The organism is Streptomyces asoensis (assembly GCF_013085465.1).
Classification (GTDB): Bacteria; Actinomycetota; Actinomycetes; order Streptomycetales; family Streptomycetaceae; genus Streptomyces; species Streptomyces cacaoi_A.
On the sequence record NZ_CP049838.1, the window covers coordinates 1,735,652 to 1,758,656 of the forward strand.

Consider the following 23,005-nt stretch of genomic DNA (forward strand, 5'->3'; position numbering starts at 1 on the left):
CCGCGAACCGCGAGCGCAGGGACCCTCCCGTAGCCGCCGATCCCCCCTGCACAGTGAGGTGCACGCAGCATGAATCGCACGTCCCTTCCCCGTTCCCGCAGAACCGTCTCCCTCGTGGCCGTGGCCGCGGCGGCCGCACTGACCCTCGCGGGCTGCTCCAGCGGCTCCGGCGGCAAGAAAGCCGAAGAGGAGGCGGGCAACGTCTCCGCGGGCAAGGCCGACACCCCTCGCATGACCATCGCGATGGTGACCCACGCGCCCTCCGGCGACACGTTCTGGGACACCATCCGCAAGGGCGCCGAGGCCGCCGCCGCCAAGGACAACGTCAAGCTGATCTACTCCAACGACGAGACGGCCGGCGACCAGGCCAACCTGGTGCAGAACGCGATCGACCAGAAGGTCGACGGCATCGCGGTCACCCTCGCCAAGCCGGACGCGCTCAAGGACGTGGTCGCCAAGGCCGAGCAGGCCGGTATCCCGGTCGTCGGCCTCAACGCCGGCCTGGGCGTCTGGAAGGAGCAGGGCCTACTGTCGTTCTTCGGGCAGGACGAGTCCGTCTCCGGCCAGGCGCTCGGCACCAAGATCAACGGCACCGGGGCCAAGCACGCCCTCTGTGTGATCCAGGCACAGGGAGACGTCAACCTCGAGGAACGCTGCGCCGGCGTGAAGAAGACCTTCGGCGGCAAGACCGACATCCTCTATGTCAACGGCACGGACATGCCGTCCGTGAAGTCGACGATCACCGCCAAGCTCAAGCAGGACAGCTCCATCGACGAGGTGGTCACCCTCGGCGCCCCCGTCGCGCTGACGGCGGTGCAGTCGGTGTCCGAGTCGGGCAGCAAGGCCAAGGTCGCCACCTTCGACCTCAACAAGGACCTCGTCTCCGCCATCGAGAAGGGCAGCATCCAGTTCGCCGTCGACCAGCAGCCCTACCTCCAGGGCTACCTGTCGGTCGACTCGCTGTGGCTCTACAAGACCAACGGCAACTTCAGCGGCGGCGGCGAGCAGCCCGTGCTGACCGGCCCGGCCTTCGTCGAGAAGTCCAACGTCGAGGCCGTCGCCAAGTTCGCCGCGAAGGGCACCAGGTGATGAGTGTGACGCAGCAGGCTGCGCCGGCGGTGACCACACCGCCGGCCTCCGGCCCGAAACAGACCGACGGCCGGACCTCTCAACGCCCCCTGGCTCTGCGGCTGTTGGCGCGTCCCGAGGTGGGGGTGTTCCTCGGTGCGGTCGCGGTGTACGTGTTCTTCCTGATCGCGGCGCCGCCGGTGCGTGACGGCAGTTCGATGGCCAACATCCTGTACCAGTCGTCGACGATCGGGATCATGGCGCTGCCGGTGGCGCTGCTGATGATCGGCGGCGAGTTCGACCTGTCGGCGGGTGTCGCCGTCATCACCTCGGCGCTCACCGCGTCCATGCTGAGCTACCAACTCACCACGAACATCTGGGTCGGGGTGATCGTCGCCCTGGCCGTGTCGCTGGGGGTCGGCTTCCTCAACGGCTGGATGGTGGTCAGGACCGGGCTGCCGAGCTTCCTGATCACCCTGGGCACGTTCCTGATCCTCCAGGGTGTCAACCTCGCGGTGACCAAGCTGGTCACCACGAACGTGGCCACCGACGACATCAGTGACATGGACGGCTTCGGCCAGGCGAAGAAGGTCTTCGCCTCGTCCTTCGACGTCGGCGGCGTCCAGGTCAAGATCACCATCGTGTACTGGCTGGTCTTCGCGGCCATCGCCACCTGGGTCCTGCTGCGGACGAAGTACGGCAACTGGGTCTTCGCGGTGGGCGGTAACAAGGAGAGCGCGCGGGCGGTCGGCGTGCCCGTGACGTTCACGAAGATCTCGCTGTTCATGCTGGTCGGTTTCGGTGCCTGGTTCGTCGGGATGCACCAGCTGTTCACCTTCAACACGGTGCAGTCCGGCGAGGGTGTCGGGCAGGAGCTGATCTACATCTCCGCGGCCGTCATCGGCGGCTGTCTGCTGACCGGCGGCGCCGGCTCGGCGATCGGCCCGGTCTTCGGGGCGTTCATGTTCGGGATGGTGCAGCAGGGCATCGTCTACGCCGGCTGGAACCCCGACTGGTTCAAGGCCTTCCTCGGCGTCATGCTCCTGGGCGCCGTCCTGATCAATCTGTGGGTCCAGCGCACGGCCACCCGGAAGTGACCACCCTTATGACTACGACCAACGACATCGCGGCCGAGGACACCCCGGTCGTCGAGCTGAAGGCCACCGGCAAGTCCTACGGCAACATCCGTGCCCTGCACGGCGTCGACCTCGCCGTCCGTCCCGGCCAGGTGACCTGTGTCCTCGGCGACAACGGCGCCGGCAAGTCGACGCTCATCAAGATCGTCTCGGGACTGCACCAGCACACCGAGGGCGAGTTCCTCGTCGACGGCACCCCCGTGCGCTTCAGCACCCCGCGCGAGGCCCTCGACAAGGGCATCGCCACCGTCTACCAGGACCTCGCGACGGTCCCGCTGATGCCGGTGTGGCGCAACTTCTTCCTCGGCTCCGAACTCACCAAGGGCCCCTGGCCCGTGCGCCGGCTCGACATCGAGAAGATGAAGAAGACCGCCGACGAGGAACTGCGCAACATGGGCATCGTCCTCGACGACCTCGAACAGCCCATCGGCACCCTCTCCGGCGGCCAGCGCCAGTGCGTCGCCATCGCCCGCGCCGTCCACTTCGGCGCCCGCGTCCTCATCCTGGACGAGCCCACCGCCGCCCTCGGCGTCAAGCAGTCCGGCGTGGTCCTGAAGTACATCGCCGCCGCCCGCGACCGCGGCCTCGGCGTCATCTTCATCACCCACAACCCCCACCACGCCTACATGGTCGGCGACCACTTCAGCGTCCTGCGCCTGGGCACCATGGAACTCAGCGCCGAACGCAGTCAGGTCAGCCTCGAAGAACTCACCAACCACATGGCCGGCGGCACCGAACTCGCCGCCCTCAAACACGAGTTGGCCCAAGTCCGCGGCGTCGACGTGGAGGAGCTCCCCGACGCCGCAGCCGTCTCCTCCTGACCGACCCACCCGGAAGGCAACCCGTCGTGAAGATCGCCCTCGACCCCTACATGATCCGCAACGTACCGCTGCTCGAACTCCCCGCTGTGGTGGCTGAGTTGGGCTATGAGTGGATCGAGCTGTCTCCCCGGGAGGACTTCATCCCGTTCTTCCGGCACCCCCGCGTGGACGACGCCACCGTGCGCAGGTTCCGCAGGGCGCTGGACACGGCGGGCGTCGGCATCACCTCACTGCTGCCCCTGTTCCGCTGGTCCGGCCCGGACGAGGACGCCCGGCAGGCGGCCGTACGGTACTGGAAGCGCTCGATCCAGATCGCCGCGGACCTCGGCGTGGACAGCATGGTCTCGGAGTTCAACGGGCGGCCCGAGGACTCCGACCGCAGCGAGGCGCAGTTCTGGAAGTCGCTGGACGAGCTGCTGCCGGTGTTCGAGCGGGAGGGCATCCGCCTCACCCTGGAACCGCACCCGGACGACTTCATCGAGAACGGTTACGACGCCGTCAACCTGATCCGCGGGATCAACCACCCCAGCGTCAGCTTCCTGTACTGCGCCCCGCACACCTTCCACATCGGGAACGACGCCCCCGGGATCATCAAGTACGCGGGCGACCTGCTCACCCACGTCCACCTGGCCGACGCGTTCGACCACAACGCGTCCTCGGGCAACCGCTACATCCTCAACCCGCCGGGCACCACGGCCCGTATCCACCAGCATCTCGACATGGGCGAGGGCGAGGTCGACTTCGACGAGCTCTTCCGCGAGCTGCGTGCCAACGGCTTCGACGGCACGCTGACCGCCTGTGTCTTCGCCTGGGAGGAGCGGGCCAAGGAGTCCTCGGTGTTCATGCGCCGGAAGATCGACGAGTACCTGTCGGCCGGGCAGTAGTCCACCGCCGGCCATCCACTGCGGTCACCCCCTGCGCCGACAAACGGGCGCGGGCGTCGTGCCGGCTGTTTTTAAAGCGCTTTAATACACCGAGAGGAAAACCAGCGTGAGGCCGTTCGAAGTGCTGACCATGGGTCGTGTGGGGGTGGACGTCTATCCACTCCAGACCGGCGTGGGACTTGCGGAGGTCACTTCGTTCGGCAAGTACCTCGGCGGCAGCCCGACCAACGTGGCCGTGGCCGCCGCCCGGTACGGCCGTTCGGCCGCGGTGATCACGAAGACGGGCCGGGATCCGTTCGGCGAGTTCGTGCGCACCGCACTGGAGGGCTACGGGGTCGACGCGGGGTTCGTGGGAGTGTCGGAGATCGCGCCGACGCCGGTGACGTTCTGCGAGATCTTTCCGCCGGACGACTTCCCGCTCTACTTCTACCGGCTGCCGAAGGCTCCTGACCTGGATATTCATGCAGGTGAGGTGGATCTGGCAGCGGTGCGCGACGCGGCGGTCTTCTGGGTGACGGGGACCGGGCTGAGCGAGGAGCCGAGCCGGTCGGCGACGCTGGCAGCCCTGAGTCATCGGGCCAGGACGGGCACGACCGTCTTCGATCTGGACTGGCGTCCGATGTTCTGGGCGAAGCCGGGTCAGGCGCGGGCGTACTACGCGGAGGCGCTGCGGCACACCACCGTCGCCGTCGGCAATCTCGACGAGTGCGAGGTGGCCACCGGTGAGCGGGAGCCGTATGAGGCCGCGAAGGCGCTGCTGGCGGCCGGGGTCGAGCTGGCCGTGGTGAAGCAGGGGCCGAAGGGCGTGCTGGCCATGGACCGGGACGGTGCGGCCGTCGAGATCCCGCCGGTGCCGGTGGACGTCGTCAACGGCCTGGGCGCGGGTGACGCGTTCGGCGGCGCGCTGTGCCACGGGCTGCTGTCCGGCTGGGACACCCGGCGCACGGTGGCCTTCGCCAACGCGGCCGGGGCGATCGTGGCGGGCCGGCTGGCCTGCTCCGAGGCGATGCCGACCGAGGCCGAGGTGGAGAACAAGCTCCGCCAGGCGGCCTCCTCCGACGAACGAAAGGCGTGACGACGTGCTGTCCGACAATGTGAGCCGGATCGTGTCCGCCCGGGTGAGCGACCCCGCCGCCGTCGCGGCCGCAGCGGCCCGCCGCGTGAAGGCCGCCTCGCTGTTCGGCGAACACGGCAAGGCCATGATCATCGCGGCGGACCATCCCGCACGCGGCGCCAACGGCGTCGGCGCCGACCCCAACGCCATGGCCGACCGCTTCGAGCTGATCGACCGGCTGTGCACTGCCCTCGAACGCCCCGGTGTGACGGGCGTACTGGCCACCGCCGACATCCTCGAGGACCTGCTACTGCTCGGCGTCCTGGACGGCAAGAGCGTCTTCGGCTCGATGAACCGCGCCGGGCTGGCGGGTTCGGTGTTCGAGATCGACGACCGGTTCACCGGCTACGACGCCGAGACGATCGCCGCGATGGGCTTCGACGGCGGCAAGATGCTCACCCGCATCGCCCTCGACGACCCCGCCACCCCGTCCATCCTGGAGAACACCGCCCGCGCGGTGAACGAGCTGAACGACCGTGAGCTCATCGCGATGGTGGAGCCGTTCCTGTCGGTGTGGCAGGACGGCCGTATCCGCAACGACCTGTCCACCGACGCGGTCGTCAAGTCGGTCACCATCGCGGCGGGGCTCGGCCGGCGCACGGCCTACACCTGGCTGAAGCTGCCGGTCGTGGACGGCATGGAGCGCGTCCTGTCCGCCTCGACGCTGCCGGCACTGCTGCTGGGCGGCGAGGTCAAGGACGCGGAGGCTGCGTTCGCGTCCTGGGGCAAGGCCCTCAAGCAGCCCACCGCGCAGGGTCTGGTGGTCGGCCGCTCGCTGCTCTACCCCTCCAACGGCGACGTCGCCGGTGCGGTGGACAAGGCGGTGAGCCTGCTGTGAGCGGCACGAGCAAGTACCACCTGCCGAAGGGGACTTCGGCCGACGGTTCCTACGACGTCCTGGTCACGCCCGAGTCGGCGGGCTGGGGATACTCCGGCCTCAGGATCCTGACCCTGAAGCCGGGTGAGGCGCATGCCCTGTCCACCGGGGACTGCGAGTTCCTGGTCCTGCCGCTGGCGGGCTCCTGCACCGTCACCACGGACGGCAAGGCCTTCGAACTCGCGGGCCGGACGGGCGTGTTCGCCTCGGCCACCGACTTCGCGTACCTACCGCGCGAGTCGGAGGCCCTCATCAGCAGCGCGCACGGAGGTCGTTTCGCGCTGCCCTCCGCCCGTACCGAGCGAGGCGGCCTGCCCGCCCGGTACGGGCGCAAGAAGGACGTGCCGGTCGAGCTGCGGGGTGCAGGCGCGTGCTCGCGGCAGGTGAACAACTACTGCCTGCCGGGCACGTTCGAGGCCGAGCAGCTGTTGGTGTGCGAGGTCCTCACGCCGGGCGGCAACTGGTCGTCCTACCCGCCCCACAAGCACGACACAGCCCGGCCGGGCGAGGAATCCGAGCTTGAGGAGATCTACTACTTCGAGGTCGCGGGCGGCGAGGACGGCTTCGGCTACCAGCGGGTCTACGGCACCCCCGAGCGCCCCATCGACGTGCTCGCCGAGATCCGCTCCGGCGACACCGTGCTGATCCCGCACGGGTGGCACGGGCCCTCGATCGCCGCGCCGGGCTACGACCTCTACTACCTCAACGTCATGGCGGGCCCCGGCCAGGAGCGTGCCTGGCTGATCTGCGACGACCCCGCCCACGGCTGGGTGCGCACCACCTGGGACGCGCAGGACATCGACGACCGGCTGCCCTTCGGCGCCGAGGAGAACGACTGATGGAAACGATCAGGCTCACCACCGCCCAGGCGCTCGTGCGCTTCCTCGCCCACCAGTACAGCGAGCGCGACGGCCAGGAACAGCGCCTCATCCCCGGCGTCTGGGGGATCTTCGGGCACGGCAACGTCGCCGGCATCGGGCAGGCTCTGCTCCAGGCCGCCACGACCGGCGAGGCCGACCTGCCCTACTACCTCGCCCGTAACGAGCAGGGCATGGTCCACGCGTCGGTGGCCTACGCCAAGATGCGTGACCGGCTCGCCGCCTTCGCCTGCACCGCGTCGACGGGCCCCGGCTCGACGAACATGATCACCGGTGCGGCGCTGGCGACGACGAACCGGCTGCCCGTGCTGTTGCTGCCGTCCGACATGTTCGCCACCCGCGCCGCCGACCCGGTGTTGCAGCAGCTGGAGGACTCCCGGGGCGGGGACGTCACCGTCAACGACACCTTCCGCGCCGTGTCCAAGTACTTCGACCGCATCACCCGCCCCGAGCAGCTCGTCCCGGCCGCGCTGGCGGCGATGCGGGTGCTCACCGACCCCGTCGAGACCGGGGCCGTCACCCTGGCGCTGCCGCAGGACGTGCAGGCCGAGGCTCATGACTGGCCCGTCGAGTTCTTCCGGCGCCGGGTGTGGCACATCGGCCGCCCGGTGCCGGAGGCAGCCGCCGTCGAGCGGGCCGCCCGCCTGCTGCGCAACGCGAGGAAGCCGCTGATCGTGGCGGGCGGCGGGGCCGTCTACTCCGGGGCCGAGACCGTGCTGCGGGCCTTCGCCGAGGCCACCGGGATCCCGGTCGCGGACACCCACGCGGGCAAGGGCGCCGTCGCCTGGGACCACCCCTACGCCGTCGGCGGCATCGGCTCCACCGGCGCGTATGCGGCGAACGAGCTTGCGAAGGAAGCCGACGTCGTCCTGGGCATCGGCACCCGCTACAGCGACTTCACCACCGCCAGCCACACCGTCTTCGCCAACCCCGACGTCACCTTCGTCAACCTCAACGTCGCCCGCCTCGACGCCGTCAAACACTCCGCCGAACCCCTGGTCGCCGACGCCCGGCTCGGCATCCAGGCCCTCGCCGCAGCACTGACGGGCTGGGAGGTCGAGCCCGCCTACCGCCGCCGTACACGCGAACTGATCGCCCGGACGCGGGAGATCGAGGAAGAGTGCTTCGCCCCCGGGCGCAACACCGGCGATCTGCCCGCTCAGACGCAGATCCTCGGCGCGCTGAACGACGTCCTCGACGACCGCGCCGTGGTCATCAACGCGGCCGGATCCATGCCGGGCGACCTGCAACAGCTGTGGCGGGCCCGGGACCCGAAGGCCTATCACGTCGAGTACGCCTACTCCTGCATGGGCTATGAGGTCGCCGCCGGCGTCGGCGCGAAGATGGCCGATCCGTCACGTGAGGTCGTCGTCCTCGTCGGCGACGGCTCGTATCTGATGATGGCCCAGGAGATCGTCACCATGATCTCCGAGGGCTTGAAGGTCGTCATCGTCCTCGTCCAGAACCACGGCTTCGCCTCCATCGGCGCGCTGTCGGAGTCCCTCGGCTCGCAGCGGTTCGGTACCAAGTACCGCTACCGGGACGGGGATTCGGGTCTGCTCGACGGCGAGGTGCTGCCCGTCGACCTGGCGGCCAACGCCTCCTCGCTCGGCGCGGACGTCCTGCACGCCACCTCCGTCGACGGGTTCCGGGCCGCGATGGAGAAGGCCAAGGCAGCCACCCGCACCACCGTCGTCCACGTCGAGACCGACCTCCACGGGCCGAACCCGCCCGGCCACGGCTGGTGGGACGTCCCCGTCAGCGAAGTCTCCGCCCTCGACAGCACCCGGGCCGCCCACGACACCTACGCCGCCCAGAAGCGGAACCAGCGCCACTACCTCTGACAAGGAACCCTGACGTGACAACCATCCCCCACTGGATCAACGGCTCACCCGTCGAGGGCACAGAGACCGCCCCCGTGTTCAACCCCGCCACCGGCGCCGAGCAGGCCCGCGTCGTCCTCGGCGGCGCATCCGACGTGGACAGCGCTGTTCAGGCAGCCGCCGCCGCGTTCGAGACCTGGTCGGAGTCCTCGCTCAGCCGGCGCACGCAGGTGATGTTCGCGTTCCGGCAGCTCCTCGTCGAGCACGAGGAGGAGCTCGGCCGGATCATCTCCGCCGAGCACGGCAAGACCGTCGACGACGCGCGCGGTGAGATCACCCGCGGCCGGGAGGTCGTGGAGTTCGTCTGCGGGCTCGGCGACGTGCTGAAGGGGTCCTTCTCCGACCAGGTGTCGCGCGGCGTCGACGTGCACAACTTCCGTCAGCCGCTGGGTGTCGTCGCGGGCATCACCCCGTTCAACTTCCCCGCCATGGTGCCGCTGTGGATGCACCCGATGGCGATAGCGACCGGCAACACCTTCGTCCTGAAGCCGAGCGAGCGCGACCCGTCCGCCGCGAACTTCGTGGCCGAGCTGTACAAGCGGGCCGGTCTGCCCGACGGCGTCTTCAACATCGTGCACGGCGGCAAGCCGACCGTGGACGCGATCCTCACCCATCCCGGCATCGAGGCCGTCTCCTTCGTCGGGTCGACGCCGATCGCCATGTACGTCCACGAGCTGGCCACCGCCCGCGGCAAGCGCGTCCAGGCCCTCGGCGGCGCCAAGAACCACGCCGTCGTCCTGCCCGACGCCGACCTGGAGTTCGCCGCCAACCACATCACCGCCGGCGCCTACGGCTCGGCCGGCGAACGCTGCATGGCGGTCTCGGTGGCCGTCGCGGTCGGCGGCGCGGCCGACGCCCTGGTCGAGGTGCTGGAGCGCAAGGCCCGCGAGATCAAGGTCGGTCCCGGTGACGTCGCCGGCACCGACATGGGCCCGCTCGTCACCAAGGTCGCGCAGGAGCGCGTCGAGAACGCCGTCGGCGTCGCCGCCACACAGGGCGCCACCGTCGTCGTCGACGGCCGTGGGCTGAAGATCGACGGCCACGAGGACGGTTTCTTCACCGGCCCGTCCCTCCTGGACCACGTCACCACCGAGATGGACGCCTACAAGGAGGAGCTGTTCGGACCGGTGCTGGCCGTCGTCCGCGCCGACTCCCTCGACCAGGCGATCGATCTCATCAACGCCAACCCCTACGGCAACGGAACGGCCCTGTTCACCGCCTCCGGCGAGGCCGCCCGTCGCTTCCAGCGCAACATCAAGGTCGGCATGATCGGCATCAACGTGCCGGTGCCCGTCCCGATGTCGTACTACTCCTTCGGCGGCTGGAAGGACTCGCTCATCGGCGACTCCCCCGTCCACGGTCCCGAAGGCATCCGCTTCTACACCCGCCCCAAGGTGGTCACCACCCGCTGGCCGCAGCCCGCCCAGCAGGTCACCGCCGGTTTCAACTTCCCCACCTCCAACTGAGATTCCCCACCGGGACTTTTCGAAAGGCACCACCATGACCACCTCGGGCAAGCCCCTTTCCGTCGCGGTGATCGGCGCGGGTATGGCCGGTCGCAGCCACGCCGCCGGATACCGCAACGTCAACACCGTCTTCGGCGCCGGTCTGCCGCCGGTGCGGTTGGCCGCGATAGCCGATGCCAACGTGGCACTCGGCGAGGACGCAGCCCGGCGTTACGGCTTCGAGAAGGCGCTCCCGAGCTGGGAGGCCGTCGTCGAGGACCCGACGATCGACGCCGTCAGCATCGTCGTGGGCAACGCCCTGCACCGCCCGATCGCGGAGGCGCTGGTCGCCGCGGGCAAGCACGTGCTGTGCGAGAAGCCGCTCGCCGGTTCGCTGGAGGACGCCCGCGCGATGGCCGTGCTGGAGCGCTCCGCCGAGGTCGTGACGGCTGTCGGCTACACCTTCCGCCGCTCCCCCGGCATCGCCGGCATCCGTGACCACGTGCGGCGCGGTGAGCTGGGTGACCTCACCCTGTTCAGCGGGCGCTACTGGTGCGACTACGCGACCGACCCGCGCGGTCCGCTGAGCTGGCGCTTCAAGGGCGGCGCCGGTTCGGGTGCGCTCGGTGACGTCGGCTCGCACGTGATCGACGCCGCCGAGTACGTCGCCGGTCCGATCGTGTCCGTCTCGGGCGCCGTCCTCTCGACGCAGATCGCCAAGCGTCCGCTGCCGCTGGGCGCGGTCGTCGGGCACAACGCGGCCCCCGTCTCCGACGAGTTCGGCGAGGTCGAGAACGAGGACACCGCGTCCTTCACCGCCACCTTCCAGTCGGGCCTGGTCGGCACCTTCTCGGTGACGCGCACCGGTTTCGGCCTGCCCAACGGGCTCGCCTTCGACGTCCTGGGTGTCGGCGGTCGTGCCGCGTTCGACCAGCACCGCCCCGCCGAGTACCTCTTCGACGACGCCCAGCCCGACGCCCGTACCCGCGGCGCCCGGCAGGTCATCGTCGGTCCGAACCTCCCGTACTTCGCGGGTGGTGTCCCGATGGAGGCGGCGGGCGTGGGCGCCAACAACGCCGACAACTTCACGTACCAGACCAGGGCCTTCCTGGACCAGGTCGCGGGCGTCGCCGAGCCGCTGCCGGCCTGCGCGACCTTCGCCGACGCGCTGCGGACCATGGAGATCATCCAGGCCGTCGTCGAGTCCTCCCGCACCGGTGGCGCCGCCGTCACCGTCCCGCCCGTCGCCTGACGTCCCCCACGCATCCAAGGAGCACCCACATGGCACTCAAGCTCGGCGCCTACACCGCCTGTCTGCACGACCGGCCCCTCGACGAGGCGCTCGACATCCTCAAGGAGAACGGTCTGACCTCGGTGGAGGTCAACACCGGCGGGTTCATCCCCTCCCCGCACTGCCCGGTCGACCTGCTGCTGTCCTCGGCCCGCGCCCGCGAGGAGTACCTGGCGGCCTTCGCCGACCGGGGCATGGAGCTGACCGGCCTCAACTGCAACGGCAATCCGCTCAACCCGCTCCCCGGTGTCGGGCCCAAGCACGCCGACGACCTGCGCCGTACCATCCGCCTGGCCGGCCTGCTCGGGGTGCGGCACGTCGTGACGATGTCCGGCACGCCGGGCTCGGACCCGGACGCCAAGTACCCGTCCTGGGTCGTCAACCCGTGGGACGGCGTCTACATGGACGTCCTGGACTACCAGTGGGGCGTCGGCGTCGCGTTCTGGCGGGAGATCGACGCCCTCGCCCGGGCCAACGACGTCCGGGTCGCCATCGAGATGCACCCGCACAACCTGGTGTTCTCCCCGATCACCCTGAAGCGGCTGGTGGACGAGGGAGGTCTGACGAACGTCGGCGCGGAGATGGACCCGTCCCACCTGATGTGGCAGGGCATGGACATCGTCGCCTCCATCAAGTGGCTGGGCCCGCTGGTGTTCCACGCCGCCGCGAAGGACGCCACGCTCTGCCCGGGCGCCGACATCCGCGGTGTGCTCGACACGTCGTTCACCCGGGTCCCCGCCGACGCGCCCGGCAAGGTGCCCACCGGGTACGGCTTCTGGTGCAACGCGTGGCCGGAGAACCCGGCCTGGAAGTTCGTCGCCGTCGGTGTCGGCAACGACGTCCCCTTCTGGACCGAGTTCCTGCGTGCCCTCGCCGAGATCGACCCGGACATGGCCGTGAACATCGAGCACGAGGACGCCGCCTACTCCCAGACCGAGGGACTCGCCCTGGCCGCCAAGAACCTGCACAGCGCCGCGTCCGCGATCTGATCCATCCCTGACTCTGCCTCTGTCTCTCCCCCCACGGCCCCGTACCCGCCTTCCGGGTACGGGGCCGCCGGGCGGCTAGCCGCGGTCGCGCTGGTGCACCCGGGCCTGGAGCAGGTTCGGGTCGACCTGGGTGAAGTACGCCGCGCTGGGGACGTAGGCGGTCCGGCCGCGTACGGCCACCGAGGTGGGGTTGGACACCCCGTCCTGCCGGGTGAGGACGGTCCGGTGGGTGCCGTCCGGGCGGACCTGGGCGATCTCGTTGCCTCCGATCAGGGCGGCGAGAACCGTGTCGCGGTGCCGGTTCACGAACGCGAAGTCGTCGATCGCGCGAAGGTCCTTCGCCCGGGTCTCGATCGCGCCGGCGCAGCCGCTCTCACGCACGGCGATGCGCAGCAGCGTCCCGGCGTTGGTGTTGGACACCCACACGGCGTCGCGGTGGATCCGCAGGCCGTTGACTCCGACGCGGGCCGCGGGCGGTGCGTTGAGCGGCTCGAGCACGGCTCCCTTGGCCCACGCCGTGGGTTTGCCGCCCGCGCGCGGGACGCGCCAGACGGTGCCCAGCACCGAGTCCGCGACGTAGAACACGCCCCGACGCTCGTCGAGGGCGAGGCCGTTGGGGAACCCCGTCGGCGGCAGTTCCGCGATCTGCCGGGGCTTGCCGCCGCCGGAGGGGATGCGCCAGATGCCAGTGGCGCGGGTGCCGGTGGCGTAGTTGACGTACAGGGTGCCGTTCTCCGCCCGGACGATGCCGAGGACGACGGCCCTGCCGACGACGGGTGTCTGCGGGTTCGCCACGGCGGGCAGCGTCGCGAGGATCCGCGTACGGCCCTGCCGGGTGACGTTGACGACCTGCCGGGCGGTGGAGAACGTCAGGTCGGCCGAGCCGTCGGGTTCGAGCGCGATGTTCTCCGGTGACTGGCCCTTGGCGAGATCGAAGTGGGCGACGACGCGCGGAGCGGAGACGGCCGGCTCGTCTCCGGTCGCGGGAGCCGTGGCGAGCAGGCCGAGGGCGAGGGCGGCGGCGGTGACGCCCGCCGAACGGGGGACTCGAGGCATGTGACCTACCTTGCGGGGAAGGCGGAAGCGCCGCCGTGCGGCGGCCAGACGACCATGGCTGCGGGCCGGCGGCGGCCGCCGCAGTCGTGGCCGGGGGATCGCCCGCGTGGCCCAGGGCATCGACCCGCCTGCCGCTCACCCGGGTGACCCGGCGATGCAGCAGACTGTGCGGAGCGGACAGCGGTCCCGAAAGCCGTCCCGACGGCGACTCGGCCAAACGGACACTCACCCAGAAGGAAGCACAGCGTGATCATCTTCGGCACCAAGGGATACCTCTACCAGCTGGCGATACTGACGCTCGTGTGCGGCCGCTGCGGCAACCCCGCCGCGCACACGCTGCGCAAGCGGGTCACGAAGTTCACGCTGTTCTTCGTGCCGCTGTTCCCCATCTCGACGAGTCACGCGACGCAGTGCACCTTCTGCGGCGCCGAGCAGAGGCTGACCAAGGAGCAGGCGGAGCAGTTGACGGCGCAGGCCGCGGGCGGCGTCGGCGGTCAGGCGTACGGTCAGCCGCACCAGCAGCCGTACCAGCGCTGACGGCCTCCCGGCGGCTCACCGGGTGAGTCCCGCCCTCGCGCAGGCGGCCAGGAGCTCACGGGTGCAGATCTGGCCCGTGGTGTACAGGCCGCCCTTGATCAAGGTCCGCTCGATGTCGCGGGCCCGCACCGGGCGCGGCTGGAGCAGGACGGACGGGATGCGTTTCGTGGTGGGGCTGTCGACGGTCGTGGTGGCGCTGTCACGGGGGTCCTCGCCCCGCCCGACGGCGATGGCCATGGCGGCGACCGCGGCGGCTTCCTTCGCGAACGGCTTGTACACCGTCATGTACTGCTCGCCGTTGACGACGCGTCGCACGGCGTCGAGGTCGGCGTCCTGGCCGGTGACGGGCGGGAGCTTGGTGACGCCGGCGCGCTTGAGAGCGGCGACGACGCCCGCGGCGATGTTGTCGTTGGCCGCGAGGACTCCGTCGATCCGGTCCGGGCCGAGGGCCGCGATGGCGGCGGACATGTTGGTGTGGGCGTTCTGGGTGCTCCAGTCCGCGGTGTCGTAGGACCGGGCGATCCGCACCTCGCCGGTGAGGACGTCCAGCGCGCCCTTCCGGTACGACTCCGCGTTCGGGCTGGTCGGATCGCCGTTCATCATGACGACGCGAGCGCTCCCGGCCTTCTTTCCCAGGGCCTCCAGGAGCGCCTCGCCCTGGAGTCGGCCGACCTGGAGGCCGTCGAAACCGACGTAGCCGGTGATCGGGCCCTCGGCGAGGCGGTCGTAGGCGATCACCGGGACACCCGCCCGGTCCGCTTCCTGGATGGAGGAGCGCAGCGCCCGGGTGTCGGCGGCGTCGAGGATCAGGACTCTGGCGCCCTTGGTGATCATGGAGATCATCTGTTGCCGCTGCCGGGTGACGTCGTTCTCGGCGTTGGCGTACTCCGTCCGGCAGCCGGGGCAGAGCTTCTTCACCTGGGCCTGGATCAGCGGGCGGTCCGCGTGTTCCCAGCGCGGGACCGCGCGGCTCGGCAGCAGCAGGCCGACGGTGAAGCCTTCGCCGGCCTCCTTGTCGTCTCCCCCGCAGGCGGCCAGGGGCATCGTCAGGAGCGCCGCGGCGAGCACCACGACGACAGCTTTGCGGCGCGTCTTCACAACACTCCCTCCGGCACGGCGATCTCGCTCCACACCTGTTTGCCGCCGGCCACCGGGACCGATCCGAAGGCATCCGACATCGCCTCGACCAGCAGCAGGCCCCGGCCGCCGGTCGCCTCCCAGTCGACGATCACCGGTTTGGCGGGCGCGCGCGGCGAGGAGTCGCTCACGGAGACCCGCACCCGGTCCCCGCGCAGCACCAGGTCGAGACGGACCGGCCCCTGGGTGTGCACCAGGGCGTTGGTGACGAGTTCGGAGACGACCAGCAGCACCGCGTCGGCCGCCTCCTGGACCTTCCAGCGGCGCAGGGTGCGCGCGGTGAAGCGGCGGGCGTGCATGACGGCGTCGGGCAGCCGCCACACCATCCAGCCGGCCCGGATCGGCCGGGTCTTCATGCCGTCGTAGCGCAGCAGCAGCAGCGCCACGTCGTCCTCCCTCCGGCCGGCGTCGCCGAGGAGTTCGTCGGCCATCTTCCCCGGGTCGGCGGGGTCGGCCGCGGCGAGCGCGACGCGCGTGCGGCGCATGCCCTCGTCCAAGGGCAGGTCGGCGGCCTCGACCAGACCGTCGGTGACCAGGGCGAGGACCGTGCCGGGGGCCAGTTCGACGGCCGTCATGGGGAAGTCCGCCTCCGCCAGGATGCCGAGCGGGGGCCCGCCCGCCACCTCGACCTCCTCGGTGGAGCCGTCGGGAAGGCGCAGCAGGGGTGCGAGGTGCCCGGCCCGGACGAAGAGGATGTTGCCCTCCTCCAGGTCCAGTTCGGCGTAGCAGCAGGTGGCGAACAGGTCGGTCTCCATGCCCACGAGGAGCCGGTTGGCGTGCGAGACGACCACGTCGGGCGGGTGGCCCTCGGTGGCGTAGGCCCGGACCGCCGTGCGCATCTGGCCCATGATCGTCGCGGCTCCGGCGCTGTGCCCCTGGACGTCTCCGATGACCAGGGCCACCCGGTCCTCGGAGAGGGCGATGACGTCGTACCAGTCACCGCCCACCTGTAGCCCGCGTCTGGCGGGCAGATAGCGGGCGACGGCGGTCCCGCCGGGCAGTTCGGGCAGCCGCCGGGGCAGCAGGCTGCGCTGGAGCATCGTCGCGAGTTCCTGCTCGGCGTCGTGCGCGTGGGCGCGCTTGAGGGCCTGGCCGACCAGGGCGGCGGTGGCGGTGAGCAGCGACCGCTCCTCGGGCACGAACTCGTGCGGCCGGTCCCAGCCGACCATGCACACCCCGGCGACCTGGCCCTTGGCGGGAAGTGGCAGGACGGCCAGTCCTCCGGCGCCGATGCCGGCCAGACCGGCTTCGAGGACGGTGCCGGCGGGCCAGAGGTCCATCCGGCCGTCCCGCAGGGCCGCCTGGAGGGTGGGCAGGGCGCGCAGCGACGCGTCGGGCCATTCCGTGCGCCACTCGGTACGCCACACGTCCGGCCAGGCGCTGGGCTGGGGCGGGTCGAGGGCGGTGACCATGACCCGGTCGTCCTGGAGCGCGGCGAGGGCCACATGGTCGGCGGCCAGCGGCTCGCGCAGGGCGGCGACCACCACGCGGCCGACGTCGCGGACCGTCGCGGCGTCGTCGAGGGCGGCCGTCAGCCACTGGATCCTGGAGACGTCGTCGCCGCCGCGGCGCAGCACCGGGGTCGCCGTCACCACGCCCAGGACCTGTTGCGGCCCGTCGCCCGCGCCCGGCTCCGCCCGGCAGCTCAGGCTCAGCCAGCGCATCTCGCCGGTGGGGCCGCGGACCCGGAACTCCAGGTCCCGTCGGCCGAAGGCGTCGGTGGTCGGCTCCAGGACCGACATCAGGGCGTGCATGTCCTCCGGGAGGGCGTGCGCGAGCAGGGTGTCGACCTTGCCGTCGAAGTCGTCCGGTGTGATGCCGACCAGCTCGAGCAGGGTGTCGTCGGCCTCGATCAGGCCGGTGTCCGGGGAGAGGACGAAGGAGCCGACGCGCAGGCTCCGCAGGGCGGGGGCCAGCAGCGGTGTCGGCATCGGCGGGTCCGCGCCCGGCGGGAGGAGTGCGGCGACCGCGTCGGCGTACCGCTCCAGGAAACGGCGCTGCTCGACCTCGAAGCCGTCCGCCGAGGACCCCAGGACGAGGAGGCAGCCCAGCCGGCTGCCCTGGATGCCGAGCGGCAGCGCACCGAGCGGGGTCTCGGCGGTCAGCCACAGGGGGTGGTCGGTGCGGAAGGCGCGCGCCGCGGGCGAGTCACCGGACAGGGGCAGGCGCTCCGGCGGGGCCGATCCGGAAGAGGCACTTCCGGACGTGTCCACCAGCCGAAGCTCGCGTGTGCCGACCCCGGGCGCGTAGACCGCTGCCAGTGTCGCTCCGGCGAAGGTCAGAGCCCGGTCGAGGCATGTCCGCAACGTACCTCCCATCCTGCCGCAGGTGCCGACAGGTTGAGATCAGGGCACCCACCCACCAGAATCGCATATGAGGATCAACCGAACATATCCACCGCTATCCACCACCCTATTGTCGTCTACGGCAGGTATCACTCATGAAGGCCTGCATCAGGGGCACGGCCGCCGCGCTGACCGCGGTCTCCACCGCGGTCGTCCTGGCGGCCTGCGGGGCGAGCACCGGCGACGAACCCGGCGGAGAGGACGGGCCGCGCATCGGTCTGCTGCTGCCGGACATCACCACGCCCCGCTGGGAGACCCAGGACCGGCCCCTGTTGGAGAAGAAGATCCGTGAACTGTGCTCCACCTGCGCGGTCGAGCACGCCAACGCCAAGGGCGATGTGGCCCTCCAGCAGGAACAGATGGACTCGATGATCACCAAGGGGGTCGATGTCATCGTGCTGGTGGCCGTGGACGCCCGGTCGCTCGGCCCCGTGGTCACCAAGGCCCAGGAGGCGGACATCCCCGTCATCGCCTACGACCGGCTCGCCGAGGGCCCCATCTCGGGATACGTCTCCTTCGACGGCAAGGAGGTCGGCCGGCTCCAGGGCCGGGCCCTGCTGAAGGCGATGGGCGACAAGGTGCCCGGCGCCCAGATCGTCATGATGAACGGCGATCCCAGCGACCCGAACACGAAGTCGTTCGAGGAGGGCGCCCGGTCCGTGCTCGCCGGGAAGGTGAAGATCGGCAAGGCCTACGACACCCTCCAGTGGCGTACGGAGACCGCGCACATGAACATGTCCGGGGCCATCGCGGCCCTCGGCGTCGAGTCCATCGACGGGGTCTACGCGGCCAACGACGGCCTCGCCGCCGGGAGCATCTCCGCCCTCAAGGCGAACAAGGTCGACCCGCTGCCCCCGGTCACCGGACAGGACGCCGAGCTCTCGGCCCTGCGGCGCATCGTCGGCGGCGACCAGTACATGACCGTCTTCAAGCCGTTCGGGCCCGAGGCCGCCGCCGGCGGCGCCATGGCCGTCGCCGCGGCCCGCGGGGAGAATCTCGAGCAGGTGGCCACGGCCGAGGTGCCGACGCGCGGCGGGGAAGCGGTCGCCGCCGTGCTGCTCACCCCGGTGTCGGTGACCGCCGACAACATCGAGGACACGGTGGTGAAGGACGGCCTGCACACCGTCCGGCAGATCTGCACCCCGCAGCTCCGGACCGCCTGCGACCGGGCCGGACTGACCTGACCCGCATCGAGCGGACACCGCACGCGTCGACCTGACGCCGTCGGACCTGACGCCCTCGGGAAGGAGATGGTTTCCGTGCCGGAGATCCGCTCCGGGCGGGCCGCCGCCCTTCTCGGGGGCGACCCGCCCGGGCCCGTCACCGGCGCCGGGCAGGACGTGCCCCGACGGCCGGCCGTGCAGGGGGCGAGGTGGTGACCCGTATGCGGGCCGTCGCCCGTGCCGTGCGGAGCGGGCCGACGGTCGTCCGGCGCAAGCTGAACGCCGGTGAGCTGGGCTCGCTGCCCGTCGTCCTGGTCCTCGCCGTCGTCTGGATCACCTTCCAGTCCCTCAACGAGAACTTCCTCTCGCCCCGGAACCTGTCCAATCTCAGCGTGGACATCGTGGGCACCGGGATGATCGCGGTCGGCATCGTCTTCGTGCTGCTGCTCGGTGAACTCGATCTGTCCGTCGGCTCGATCAGCGGGCTCGCGGCGGCCGTCTTCGCCGTGCTGAACGTGAACAACGGGGTGCCGGAGTGGCTCGCGCTCATCGTCGCGGTGCTGGCGGGCACCGTGGCGGGAACCGTCCAGGGCTACTCCATCGCCAGGACCCGGGTGCCGGCCTTCGTGATCACCCTCGCCGGGCTGCTCACCTGGAACGGCCTGATGCTGTCCGTCCTCGGGGACAGCGGCACCGTCAACCTCGACGAGAACGGGCTGGTCGCCAAGCTGACCAGCTACTACTTCACCGACGACGCCGTCGCCTACGGCCTGGCGGCGGTCGCCGCGGGCGCGGTCTTCCTCGTCTCCGACCGCGACCGGCGCCGCCGCAGGGCCATCGCCATGCCGCACCGGTCGCTGCGCGCCATCGCGCTGCGCACCGGAGCGGTCGCCGTGGTCGCCTTCGGCGTCGCGTACCTGCTCAACCGGTTCCAGGGGCTGCCGCTCGCCCTGCTGATCTTCCTCGTGGTGGTGGCCGGCCTCGACGTGGTGCTGCGCCGCACCCACTACGGACGGCAGGTCTACGCGCTCGGCGGCAGCGTGGAGGCGGCCCGCCGCGCCAGCCTGAGCGTGACGTGGGTGCAGACCGCGGTGCTCGCGGCCTCGGGCACGATGGCCGCCGTCGGCGGTCTGTTCCTGGCCTCGCGCATCACCTCGGTGAGCCAGAGCTCGGGGTCGGGCGTGCTGCTGGTCAACGCCATCGCGGCGGCCGTCATCGGCGGCACCAGCCTGTTCGGCGGGCGCGGTACGACCTGGTCGGCGGTGCTCGGCATGCTGGTCATCCAGTCGATCGCGTCGGGCATGGCGATCACGGACACTCCCCCGGCCGTGCAGTTCGTCATCACGGGCGGGGTGCTCTTCGCCGCGGTGATCATCGACTCGTTGTCGCGACATTCCCAGGCGGCACGCAGACAGGTCTGAGAATGCCGCCGCGATGAGTTCCGGACGGGGCGCGGGTCTCTTCTCGTGACCGTCGCGGGACGGCGTACGACGCTGCCCGGCACGAGACACCACGGAGGACACCATGACGACCACGCCGCACGATCCGACGACCGCGCTGCCCGGCCGCCCGTCCGTCGTCGACCTGGCCACCTGGCAGACCGCCCGTGCCGAGCTCCTGGTCCGCGAGAAGGCCCACACCCGCGCGGGCGACGCCCTCGCCGCGGCCCGCCGCCGGCTGCCGATGGTGGAGTTCGACGGGACGGTCGAGGTCGTCGGACCCGACGGCCCGGTCCCGTTCCTGGACCTGTTCCAGGACCGCGACGAGCTCATGGTCTACAAGCACATGTGGTACGACAACACGCCGCACCAGGGGCAGTGCGAGGGCTGCACCACCACGGCCTGGCACCTGAAGGACGCCGTCTACCTCAACGCCCGCGGCGTCTCGTTCGCCGTCCTGACCACGGGCCGCTGGGACGAGGTGGCCTCCTACGTCGAGTTCATGGGCTACACCCAGCCCTGGTACTCGGTGCGCGACCTGGACGAGCCGGTCGGCGGCAGCATGGGTTACCTCACCTGCTTCCTGCGCGACGGCGACCGCGTGTTCCTCACGTACTCCACGACGGGCCGTGGCAACGAGCCGGTCAACGGGTCCCTCGGCCTGCTCGACCGGACGCCCTACGGCCGTGGCGAGGCGTGGGAGGACAACCCCGAGGGCCGGCCCGAGGGGGGCAGCCCGTGCTGGTCCTGGCGCTCGGACGCGGACGGGAACGCCACCTGGGGCCCGACCAGCCGCCCCGTACCGCAGTGGACCCGCCCCGGCGCGACCCCCGTACAGACCCTCGGCCGACACGGCCCCCACCACTGACACGCCTTCGCCGACGGAATCGACAGAAGGCACCGGGCGCCGAACTCGGCGTCGAGGCTCACCACCACCGAGCCCAACCACCACGACTTCCCCGGGGACCGGGCCGGAGGCCGGAGCCAGGCCAGGGCCGAGGCCGGAGCCGGAAGGCCCGAGGCCGGGGCCAGGAACCGGAGCCGGAGGCCGGGGCAGGGCCGGGCCCGAGGCCAGGCCGGGGCCGGGGCCGGAGGCCAGGCCGGGGCCAGGGCGGGGCCAGGCCGGGGCCAGGGCGGGGCCAGGCCGGGGCCAGGGCGGGGCCAGGCCGGGGCCAGGGCAGGGCCAGGCCGGGGCCAGGGCAGGGCCGGGGCCGGGGCCAGGGCCAGGGCCAGGGCCAGGGCCAGGGCCAGGGCCAGGGCAGGGCCAGGGCCAGGGCCAGGGCCAGGGCCAGGGCCAGGGCCAGGGCAGGGCCAGGGCAGGGCCGGGGCCAGGGCCAGGGCAGGGCCAGGGCAGGGCCGGGGCCAGGGCCAGGGCAGGGCCAGGGCAGGGCCGGGGCCAGGGCAGGGCAGGGCCGGGGCCAGGGCCAGGGCAGGGCCAGGGCAGGGGCTGGGGCAGGGCCGGGGCTGGGGCAGGGCAGGGGCTGGGGCAGGGGGGCGGGTGTAATTCGCTTGACCCGGTCACGGGGCGACGCTGCACTGTGGCGGGACGCCACAAGTCGTGGTGCCGGTATCCCGGGAGGCAGCGGCAGCGATGGAGATCCGTCCCACGACCGGCCAGGACCTCGACGTCTTCGTCGACACGCTCCATGCCGCGTTCGGGCGCTTCCCGGAAACCCCGGCCGAGGACGGCGGCGGGGTCTGGTGGTCGGGGCTCGAGATGGACCGCAACTTGCTCGCCGTGACGGCGGACGGACGGCCCGTCGGCACCGCCGGTGCGTACTCCTTCGAGCTCACCCTGCCCGGTGAGATCCTCGCCCCGGCCGCCGGGGTGAGCTTCGTCGGCGTGCTGCCCTCGCACCGACGTCAGGGCGTTCTCAGCGCGATGATGCGGCATCAGCTCACCGAGCTGCGGGCCCGAGGGGAGTTCCTCTCCGTTCTGCTGGCCTCCGAGGCCCTGATCTACCGCAGGTTCGGCTACGGACCGGCGACCTACACCCGGCGGTTGACGGTGCCGCGCCACAAGGCCGCCCTCGCCCTCCCCCGGGCGCGCGGAACGGCCGACGCCCCGGTGACCGGCTCGGACACCGGCACCATCGAGCTGCTGCGGCGTGCCGAGTGCGGCGAGATCCTGGAAGAGGTCTACGACCGGTACCGCCGCGCCCAGCCCGGCGCGCTGTCCCGGCCGCAGCGCTGGTGGGCCCTGCGCGCGGGGCAGCCGCCGATCTCTGCGGCGCCGCGCTACGTCGCCGTCCACCGTGACGCCGACGGCGTCCCGGACGGGTACGCCTGCTATTCGATCGGCGAGCACGACACCTTGACGGTCGACGAGACCATCGCCGGCGACGACGCCGTCTTCGCGGCCCTGGCCCGGTTCGTGCTCGGACACGACCTGGTCACCCAGGTCGTGTTCAAGCACTTCCCGCCCGGGCACCCGCTGCGCTGGCAGTTCGCGGACTTCCGCGCCGGCCAGGTGGGCGAGGACACGGACTGGCTCTGGGTGCGGCTGCTGGACGTCCCGCGTGCGCTGACCGCGCGCGGCTGGTTCATGGACGGCGAGCTCGTCCTCGACGTAGACGACCCGTTCCTCGGCCAGCACGGCCGCCACCTGCTGACCGTCCGGGACGGCAAGGCCGACTGCGTCCCGACGGACCGGGCGCCCGACCTGTCCCTGGACGTGAGCGACCTGGGCTCGGTCTACCTCGGCGGCACCGCGCCGAGCACGCTCGTGCGGGCCGGACACATCCGGGCCCACCGCCCGGGCGCGGCCGCCCTCGCCGACGCCCTCTTCCGCGCCGAGCGCCCCCCGCACTGCCTGCACTGGTTCTGACCGCGCGGCCGACCGAACCTGAGCGACATCTTAGGTGAAAGTTGCACCACTTTTGAACGCAGTGACCTCGACGCGTCGTAGTGAGGGGTACCCGGCGCGTCACGCGCGAGGCGCT

19 protein-coding genes are annotated in these 23,005 nt (G+C 71.3%); 16 read left to right on the forward strand and 3 right to left on the reverse strand.

The features are described 5' to 3' along the window. The first annotated feature begins 69 nt into the window (after positions 1-69). The 11 genes from G9272_RS07615 (at position 70) to G9272_RS07665 (ending at position 12,386) form a co-directional block, all read left to right on the forward strand. Positions 70-1,089, forward strand: coding sequence for a sugar ABC transporter substrate-binding protein (locus tag G9272_RS07615; protein ID WP_171395826.1), 1,020 nt, complete (start codon positions 70-72; stop codon positions 1,087-1,089). Next, positions 1,089-2,165, forward strand: coding sequence for an ABC transporter permease (locus G9272_RS07620; RefSeq protein ID WP_171395827.1), 1,077 nt, complete (start codon positions 1,089-1,091; stop codon positions 2,163-2,165). The genes G9272_RS07615 and G9272_RS07620 overlap by 1 nt, the downstream gene beginning before the upstream one ends. A gap of 8 nt (positions 2,166-2,173) precedes the next feature. After that, positions 2,174-3,025: an ATP-binding cassette domain-containing protein gene (locus tag G9272_RS07625; protein ID WP_253267753.1), complete on the forward strand. Its 852-nt coding sequence runs from the start codon at positions 2,174-2,176 to the stop codon at positions 3,023-3,025. Positions 3,026-3,051: 26 nt separating this feature from the next. Further along, complete coding sequence (locus tag G9272_RS07630) at positions 3,052-3,909, forward strand: sugar phosphate isomerase/epimerase family protein (RefSeq protein WP_171395829.1); 858 nt, start codon at positions 3,052-3,054, stop codon at positions 3,907-3,909. A gap of 130 nt (positions 3,910-4,039) precedes the next feature. Next, entirely contained in the window at positions 4,040-4,984 is a 945-nt protein-coding gene (gene iolC, locus G9272_RS07635; RefSeq protein ID WP_171401895.1) for a 5-dehydro-2-deoxygluconokinase, read from the forward strand. 4 nt (positions 4,985-4,988) lie between these two features. Continuing rightward, the gene (locus G9272_RS07640) at positions 4,989-5,861 is read left to right on the forward strand and encodes a Cgl0159 family (beta/alpha)8-fold protein (protein ID WP_171395830.1); all 873 of its coding nucleotides are present in this window, start codon (positions 4,989-4,991) and stop codon (positions 5,859-5,861) included. Then, the gene (iolB, locus tag G9272_RS07645) at positions 5,858-6,739 is read left to right on the forward strand and encodes a 5-deoxy-glucuronate isomerase (protein ID WP_171395831.1); all 882 of its coding nucleotides are present in this window, start codon (positions 5,858-5,860) and stop codon (positions 6,737-6,739) included. Before G9272_RS07640 ends, iolB begins: the two co-directional genes overlap by 4 nt. Continuing rightward, the gene (gene iolD, locus G9272_RS07650; protein WP_171395832.1) at positions 6,739-8,622 is read left to right on the forward strand and encodes a 3D-(3,5/4)-trihydroxycyclohexane-1,2-dione acylhydrolase (decyclizing); all 1,884 of its coding nucleotides are present in this window, start codon (positions 6,739-6,741) and stop codon (positions 8,620-8,622) included. The genes iolB and iolD overlap by 1 nt, the downstream gene beginning before the upstream one ends. A 14-nt stretch (positions 8,623-8,636) precedes the next feature. Then, on the forward strand, positions 8,637-10,127 hold the full coding sequence (locus G9272_RS07655; protein ID WP_171395833.1) for a CoA-acylating methylmalonate-semialdehyde dehydrogenase: 1,491 nt from the start codon (positions 8,637-8,639) through the stop codon (positions 10,125-10,127). Between the two features lie 34 nt (positions 10,128-10,161). Further along, complete coding sequence (locus tag G9272_RS07660) at positions 10,162-11,358, forward strand: Gfo/Idh/MocA family protein (RefSeq protein ID WP_171395834.1); 1,197 nt, start codon at positions 10,162-10,164, stop codon at positions 11,356-11,358. A gap of 29 nt (positions 11,359-11,387) precedes the next feature. Next, positions 11,388-12,386 (forward strand): sugar phosphate isomerase/epimerase family protein, encoded by a 999-nt coding sequence (locus G9272_RS07665; RefSeq protein ID WP_171395835.1) that lies wholly within the window; start codon positions 11,388-11,390, stop codon positions 12,384-12,386. A 75-nt stretch (positions 12,387-12,461) separates the two neighbouring features. Here G9272_RS07665 and G9272_RS07670 read toward each other — a convergent pair whose 3' ends face one another. Further along, positions 12,462-13,442, reverse strand: a complete 981-nt coding sequence (locus tag G9272_RS07670; RefSeq protein ID WP_171395836.1) for an SMP-30/gluconolactonase/LRE family protein — start codon at positions 13,440-13,442, stop codon at positions 12,462-12,464. Between the two features lie 246 nt (positions 13,443-13,688). On the opposite strand from G9272_RS07670, the gene G9272_RS07675 reads away from it, so the two are divergent. Next, entirely contained in the window at positions 13,689-13,979 is a 291-nt protein-coding gene (locus G9272_RS07675) for a zinc-ribbon domain-containing protein (RefSeq protein ID WP_171395837.1), read from the forward strand. Positions 13,980-13,994: 15 nt separating this feature from the next. Here the strand turns inward: G9272_RS07675 and G9272_RS07680 are convergent, their stop codons facing one another. After that, entirely contained in the window at positions 13,995-15,077 is a 1,083-nt protein-coding gene (locus tag G9272_RS07680; protein WP_171395838.1) for a substrate-binding domain-containing protein, read from the reverse strand. Further along, positions 15,074-17,434: a SpoIIE family protein phosphatase gene (locus G9272_RS07685; RefSeq protein ID WP_171395839.1), complete on the reverse strand. Its 2,361-nt coding sequence runs from the start codon at positions 17,432-17,434 to the stop codon at positions 15,074-15,076. Before G9272_RS07685 ends, G9272_RS07680 begins: the two co-directional genes overlap by 4 nt. Before the next feature lie 122 nt (positions 17,435-17,556). Here G9272_RS07685 and G9272_RS07690 point away from each other — a divergent pair, with 122 nt between their 5' ends. The 4 genes from G9272_RS07690 (at position 17,557) to G9272_RS07705 (ending at position 22,890) form a co-directional block, all read left to right on the forward strand. Beyond that, positions 17,557-18,645, forward strand: a complete 1,089-nt coding sequence (locus tag G9272_RS07690) for a sugar ABC transporter substrate-binding protein (RefSeq protein WP_171395840.1) — start codon at positions 17,557-17,559, stop codon at positions 18,643-18,645. A gap of 200 nt (positions 18,646-18,845) precedes the next feature. Continuing rightward, the gene (locus tag G9272_RS07695; protein WP_171401896.1) at positions 18,846-20,045 is read left to right on the forward strand and encodes a sugar ABC transporter permease; all 1,200 of its coding nucleotides are present in this window, start codon (positions 18,846-18,848) and stop codon (positions 20,043-20,045) included. Between the two features lie 103 nt (positions 20,046-20,148). Further along, a complete protein-coding gene (locus G9272_RS07700) occupies positions 20,149-20,931 on the forward strand; it encodes a DUF899 family protein (protein ID WP_171395841.1) in 783 nt (260 codons plus the stop codon). Between the two features lie 723 nt (positions 20,932-21,654). Next, positions 21,655-22,890, forward strand: a complete 1,236-nt coding sequence (locus tag G9272_RS07705; RefSeq protein WP_171395842.1) for a GNAT family N-acetyltransferase — start codon at positions 21,655-21,657, stop codon at positions 22,888-22,890. Positions 22,891-23,005: the final 115 nt, after the last annotated feature.